At 60.5% G+C, this 5,494-nt stretch carries 8 protein-coding genes and 1 pseudogene; 8 read left to right on the top strand and 1 reads right to left on the bottom strand.

Annotation, left to right across the window (positions count from 1 at the left end; all coding sequences use genetic code 11):
- Both GC127_RS22965 and GC127_RS01255 read left to right on the top strand, forming a co-directional pair.
- Positions 1-196: pseudogene (locus tag GC127_RS22965) on the top strand (DUF2442 domain-containing protein); the annotation flags it as partial.
- Between the two features lie 545 nt (positions 197-741).
- A complete protein-coding gene (locus GC127_RS01255; protein ID WP_151976032.1) occupies positions 742-1,053 on the top strand; it encodes a hypothetical protein in 312 nt (103 codons plus the stop codon).
- 66 nt (positions 1,054-1,119) lie between these two features.
- Here GC127_RS01255 and mobQ read toward each other — a convergent pair whose 3' ends face one another.
- Entirely contained in the window at positions 1,120-2,373 is a 1,254-nt protein-coding gene (gene mobQ / locus GC127_RS23015; RefSeq protein ID WP_151976031.1) for a MobQ family relaxase, read from the bottom strand.
- Positions 2,374-2,526: 153 nt separating this feature from the next.
- Between mobQ and GC127_RS01245 the strand changes: the two genes are divergently transcribed.
- The 6 genes from GC127_RS01245 to GC127_RS01220 all read left to right on the top strand — a co-directional run.
- Positions 2,527-2,787 (top strand): hypothetical protein, encoded by a 261-nt coding sequence (locus GC127_RS01245; protein ID WP_151976030.1) that lies wholly within the window; start codon positions 2,527-2,529, stop codon positions 2,785-2,787.
- Entirely contained in the window at positions 2,784-3,341 is a 558-nt protein-coding gene (locus GC127_RS01240; protein ID WP_151976029.1) for a hypothetical protein, read from the top strand. The genes GC127_RS01245 and GC127_RS01240 overlap by 4 nt, the downstream gene beginning before the upstream one ends.
- Positions 3,342-3,841: 500 nt before the next feature.
- Entirely contained in the window at positions 3,842-4,390 is a 549-nt protein-coding gene (locus GC127_RS01235; protein ID WP_254700814.1) for a helix-turn-helix domain-containing protein, read from the top strand.
- 48 nt (positions 4,391-4,438) lie between these two features.
- A complete protein-coding gene (locus GC127_RS01230; protein ID WP_151976035.1) occupies positions 4,439-4,834 on the top strand; it encodes a hypothetical protein in 396 nt (131 codons plus the stop codon).
- Between the two features lie 86 nt (positions 4,835-4,920).
- Positions 4,921-5,169 carry a DUF4160 domain-containing protein gene (locus GC127_RS23310; protein WP_151976034.1) on the top strand — a complete coding sequence of 83 codons (249 nt, stop codon included), beginning with the start codon at positions 4,921-4,923 and terminating at the stop codon, positions 5,167-5,169.
- Positions 5,156-5,494, top strand: a 339-nt coding sequence (locus GC127_RS01220; protein ID WP_151992550.1) for a DUF2442 domain-containing protein, incomplete at its 3' end; no start/stop codon positions are given. The genes GC127_RS23310 and GC127_RS01220, both read left to right, overlap by 14 nt.

Here is a 5,494-nt window from a genome sequence, read left to right as displayed (position 1 = left end):
TGCGGGCCTCGGACTGCACTGGCCCCAGCTGGACGCGGATGTGTATGTGCCAGCCCTCATGCAAGGCGTATTCGGAACCAAACGCTGGATGGCAGCACAGCTTGGCGCATCGGGTGGGCGGGCATCGACCGCCGCAAAAACCGCCGCGTCCCGCGCAAACGGCGCGAAGGGCGGGCGTCCGAAGAAGAAGGCGTGAGACGGTAGCGCCCGACCGCCCCCACAAGGCGGGGAGGGCGCGGGCGATCCGCGACAGCCTATAAGGCCTTGGTCTCGCTCGGCGATGCTGTACGCCTCGCGTAAGCTAGTTCCTGCTTAGGCCGTTACGCCGAATGAAATTCTCCAGCATCTGATCGGAAATGTCGCTCTCATAACAAATCGGGGAGGCCCCTCCGGGACGGCTCCAGGCACTTCTTTTTCCGCACTTGCTGCCGTTGCTCGCCCGATTAAAGGGGCAAGGGCAATTTCCAGAGTAAGACCTGATCGATTGGTCGATCATCATTCTCTTGATCTCGGTCGTGGAAAGCGCCAATGCCGGAGCGGCCATAAGACACAGGGCAACGCATCCTGTAATGATCTTGTTCACTATCAGTCCTCCAAAAGTTGTGTGAAAGTAGCCGCGCCTTCCACGCCACTGCAAGTCCCCTTTCGAAGGAAAACATGCCTCAAGAAGCTGTTCAAACTTCTTGTTTGGAAATCTTTCGTCGCGTACTGAGCTACCCAATTACATTGGAGACTTAGGGCATGAAAAAGTTCAATTTGATCTCGATGGCGGTGGCTGCACTGGCCATCGTACCCTCCCTCGGCCTGGCGCAGGACGTTACTGTGAAAGGATATTATAGAAGCGATGGCACCTATGTGCGTCCCCACATCCGTTCCTCGCCTGACAGCAGTATCTCCAATAATTATGGCCCATCTACGAACAGCTATCAGCTCATGAATCCCCGCAGTCGAGACTATGATCGAGACGGTACGCCTAATTATCTGGACTCGGATAGTGATAACGACGGATACTTCGACAACAATGATAGCAGCCCTTACGGATTCAATAACTGAACCTGATCCGGTCCCGACCTCGCAATCTGTGCTTGTACGACTTAACCCGGTTAGATCACAGCCCTTCTATAGCCCGTGGCCCAGCCCTCGGTCGCGTTCGGCGATGCTGTCCGCCTCCCGCTCGATCTCCTGCTGGCGCTCCAACTCGCGCTCCTGCGTCGCGTCCAGTTCGGCCTGCCGTTCCTCTGCCTCGCGGCCCTCGCGCAACGCCGCTGCACGGTCGGCCAGCGCGTCCCGGTCGATCCTCTTTGCCGCCTCACGCAACCGCGCCGCGAACTCCTGCGGCGTCTCGCGCTCTCGCTCCGGCGCGGCGGTCTCCCGAACCTCCGGTTGGCTCTGACGGGCCTCCCATGCCTCCCGAAACCGCGTGACAAGATCGCGCCGATCGGACTGGTCGGGGTCTTGGTCCCGGCCGTCGCGCCCCCCGGCAAGCGCCAGCTCGGACTGCCCCGATCCCAGCACCCGCTCCGCAGCCCGGTCAAGCCAGTCGCGGACGTGGCCCGCCAGCTCGCGGGCGACCTCCATCACCTCGGCGGCACGGGCCTTGGCCTCGTGCCAGGCCCCGACCCGCCCGACCTCTATTCCGCGCTCCTTCATCTGCCACGCGCCGGGGGAAAGCTGGGGCAGGGGCGGGCGGTCCAGCGACATCGCCCGCACCGTCTGCACCAGCTCCGCGCCCTCGTCGCCGCGCTCCCGCGCCGCCGATGCCAGCTCAAGCGCCTCGTCGCGTTGCGCCACGAGGGTCCGGTGATCCACGCGGTCCTCGATGCCGGCGCGCTCTAGGGCGGCATTGCTGTCCCGCGCCCAAGCCTCCCGCCAGCCCTCAAGAACCTCGACCTTGTTCCAGTCGCGGTTCTTGGTGGTGAAACCCTCTGCATCCACCTCACGGGTGGTCAGCAGAATATGGGCATGATGGTTGCGCTCGTCGCCCTCGCGCCCCGGCGCGTGCAGGGCGATGTCGGCCACCATGCCCCGGCCTACGAACTGCGCTTGGGTGAACTCCCGCACCAGCTCGACCCGCTCGTCGTGGGTCAGCTCGGCGGGCAGGGCCACGCGGATTTCGCGGGCGACCTGGCTGTTCTTGCGGGTCTCGGCTTCCTCGACGCGATTCCACAGCTCGGATCGGTCACGGACCCAATTCGGCGCATGATCCGGTGCGAGAATTTCAGTGTGATCGACACCGCCCCGCGCCGCGTAGTCGAAGACCAACCCGGTGCGGCGGTCCTCGATCCGCTCGGCCACGCGGTAAGCGATTGCCGCCGTGGCGCTGCGGCCCTGGCTGCGGGAAATCATCGTTGCGCGTAAATGATAGATCGCCATTTGGTGCCGCACTTAGATTAGGGGTCGAGGGGAAACGCCAGTCTCCCCCGCCCACACAAACGCGCAGCGTTTGTATAAGTGGGCACTTCGTGTCTTGCTCTCTACCTCGGCGGTAGCCTAAAAGCAACCTAGGGCAGTGCAAAAGGAAACAAAATGGCGCGGACGATAGATCAGCAAATCGCATCAACACAGGCCAAGCTTGCCCGCCTGAAACAGCGCCAGAAGGCCAGCGAGACCCGGCGGAAAATCATCGTCGGGGCCATCGTGACAACCGAAGCTCTGAAAGACCCGAAGATTGCCCGATGGATGGCCGCGACCTTGCGCAAGAACGCCACCCGCGAAGTCGATCAGAAAGAACTGACCGGGTTGCTGAAAGAATTGGATCAGGTGGCGGCGAAGGCGGATCAGACATGAGCAAGGATCCGTTTCAGGAATTTGCCGATGCCCTCGATCTGATCCGTCTGGAAATGCAGCGCCTGCAACGCACCAGCCTGAACCACGAGGAGGCCGAGGCGCTGCATGAAACCCTGACCCAAGCGGTCGGCAGGATGGAACGGGCTGCGCAGGAAGCCCCACGGACGCTGAAAAGCGCTCTGAAGGCTGACAGGGACCAGATGGCCCGCAGCGCCACACAGGCGGCGACAGAGGCCGCTGAGCGCGTTCTGGGCGATATCCGGGAGCAACTGACCCAAGAACGCCAGAAGTTCACACAGGCCGCAGGAGAGGCCCGCAAAGAGGCGTGGCGCTGGTTCGGAGGGTTCTGGGTGTGGTTGGCCTCCATAGGAGCCACAGGAGCGCTTCTCGGCGCACTGGCGGCGTTCTGGGTCGGTGGCGAAATCGCCGCGCGGGAATTCGGAGATTATCCGGGCATCTTTTGCAGCGGCGCAGGCGGTCAGGTGGTCAAGCAGAACGACGGTTCCAGCTATTGCGCCGTCTGGATCAGACGACCGCCGCAAACTGGGAACTGACGTCTCATTTTGCCCCAATCCATTCTCGGCAAATCCAACACTTGCCGCTGGTGCTGCCGATCAGGTTTTCGCGAAACCTTCCCCTCCCTGCCTGACCCACCCCATCCAGTCAGCGTTGCGCTCGTGGCAAGGTTTGATCTCACCACCACCGGTTCGAGTTTGGCACTGTCGAAGAAGCAGGCTCCTTCGTCGCCTGCGTCGATCAAAAACTCCACCCCCGCCCGGCCGGTCGCCAGCTTCCTGACGAGCGCTCCCGTCCGAACGGGCGTGGATTTTTTGCCCTCCTGTAGATCATTAGAAGGCGCAAAATTTCGAGCCAATGATTTCAATGGGTTATAGGGGGGGGGTAGACTCTCTAGGATTGTCCACCCCTAGACAGCCTAGGATTGTCCACCCCTAGACAATCTGGTGTCAGTTTCTGACAATCTCGTATTGATAACTGACAATGTTTGTGCGTTACTAATGTCAGAAACTGACAGTGAAATGGTTGGGGGTGGACAGTGAATTTGCCGGACAAGAAACGCCCAGGGACTTGGGTTCAGACCGAACGAGCGGCGCATGAAGCTTGGGCTGCTCTTATGCGCGACAGCCCAAACGCGGCAATGCTGATGCACCTGCTGGTCGCGCGGGTGGGCGAACACAACGCCGTCGTCGTTTCCCAAAAAACGATGGCGAAAATCATGGGTCGCCATGTCAACACGGTGAAAACCGCCTTCAAGACGCTTCGGGATCGAAACTGGATCGAGATACGGCAGGTCGGCGAGCGTGGCACTGTGAATGCCTACATCATCAATGATCGGGTGGCTTGGACCGGAAAGCGTGATGGTATCCGCTACAGTCTGTTCAGCGCAGCGGTCGTTCTGTCGGAGGAGGAACAGCCGGATCGCGATCAGCTCGGCCAACAGGAGCCGCTGCGACGTGTCCCCAGCCTGCTGCGGGACGAACAACAGCTTCCATCAGGGGATGGCCTGCCACCACCTTCCGAACCGACCCTTCCTGGCATGGAACCCGACTTGCCCGCCACAAAAATTGGCAAAGACGATGCGTAACACAGCGGAACGCTCCTTATCGTTCCGCTTGGAACGCAGCGGAACGCCATGAGCTACACCTTGAAAGAAGCCGCAAAGGCTACGGGAAAGAGCAAAACCACAATTCATCGCGCGTTAAAATCCGGAAAAGTTTCAGCGACTAAGACAGAAAATGGCATATATTCCATCGAACCGGCGGAACTGCATCGGGTGTTCCCGCCTGTTCCAGCGGAACGGAACGCGGAACGTACCATTCGGAACGACAGGGAACACCCGGGAAGCGACCTCGGAACGCTGCGTATCCAACTGGCAACAATTGAAAAAGAGCGTGAGCGTGAGCGCCAGCAGTTGCAGGAAACCATAACTGACCTTCGTGAAGATCGGGACCGGTGGCGGCAGCAGGCTACAGCTCTCTTGGAAGACAAGCGCCCGCGCGGGTTCTGGAAAAAGCTGTTCGGCAACTAGTGCCGAAGGGCAGGTGCGCGGACGAACCAGCCATTCGCCGCCCTGTCCACTTGAAAAACCCAAGCGCTTAGGATATATTCTTGGCGATGCCAACTGTCCTTCGCCTCGATGGCTTACGGGTGATGATTTACACGAACGATCATCGCCCTGCCCATGTTCACGTCATCTCGACCGAGGGAGAGGCGGTGTTCGTGCTGAATTGCCCTGAGGGCCCTCCCGAGCTGCGGGAACGGCATGGGGTGTCGTTGCGGACCGTGAACAGGATGCAGAAGGAACTGGCCTTCCACCTGTCAGTCCTCTGCCCAAAATGGAGGGAGTTTCATGGAGATTACTGAAAAGGAATTTCAGGCGGCAACCATCCGGGGCGAAGAGATACGCCGGAACGGTTATGCTGTCGGGGCAGAATACGATGCCCGCCAGAACCGGCTGGTCGTAGACCTCAACACCGGCGTCACGATCATAGTGCCCGTGCATCTGCTGGAAGACCTGGTGGACGCGGATACTGACGGCCTGCGCGAGATCGAGATCACGCCTGCGGGCCTCGGACTGCACTGGCCCCAGCTGGACGCGGATGTGTATGTGCCAGCCCTCATGCAAGGCGTATTCGGAACCAAACGCTGGATGGCAGCACAGCTTGGCGCATCGGGTGGGCGGGCATCG

The sequence above is a fragment of the Roseovarius sp. EC-HK134 genome, assembly GCF_902498815.1.
GTDB classification, from domain to species: domain Bacteria; phylum Pseudomonadota; class Alphaproteobacteria; order Rhodobacterales; family Rhodobacteraceae; genus Roseovarius; species Roseovarius mucosus_A.
Note: the sequence above shows the minus strand (reverse complement) of the source record. Positions and strands in the feature narration are given on the sequence as shown.

Bases quoted from the DNA above. Each gene is read 5' to 3' on its own strand.
- GC127_RS01255 (WP_151976032.1), top strand. From the start codon at position 742: ATGAAAAAGTTCAATTTGATCTCGATGGCGGTGGCTGCACTGGCCATC.
- mobQ (WP_151976031.1), bottom strand. From the start codon at position 2,373: ATGGCGATCTATCATTTACGCGCAACGATGATTTCCCGCAGCCAGGGC.
- GC127_RS01245 (WP_151976030.1), top strand. From the start codon at position 2,527: ATGGCGCGGACGATAGATCAGCAAATCGCATCAACACAGGCCAAGCTT.
- GC127_RS01240 (WP_151976029.1), top strand. From the start codon at position 2,784: ATGAGCAAGGATCCGTTTCAGGAATTTGCCGATGCCCTCGATCTGATC.
- GC127_RS01230 (WP_151976035.1), top strand. From the start codon at position 4,439: ATGAGCTACACCTTGAAAGAAGCCGCAAAGGCTACGGGAAAGAGCAAA.
- GC127_RS23310 (WP_151976034.1), top strand. From the start codon at position 4,921: ATGCCAACTGTCCTTCGCCTCGATGGCTTACGGGTGATGATTTACACG.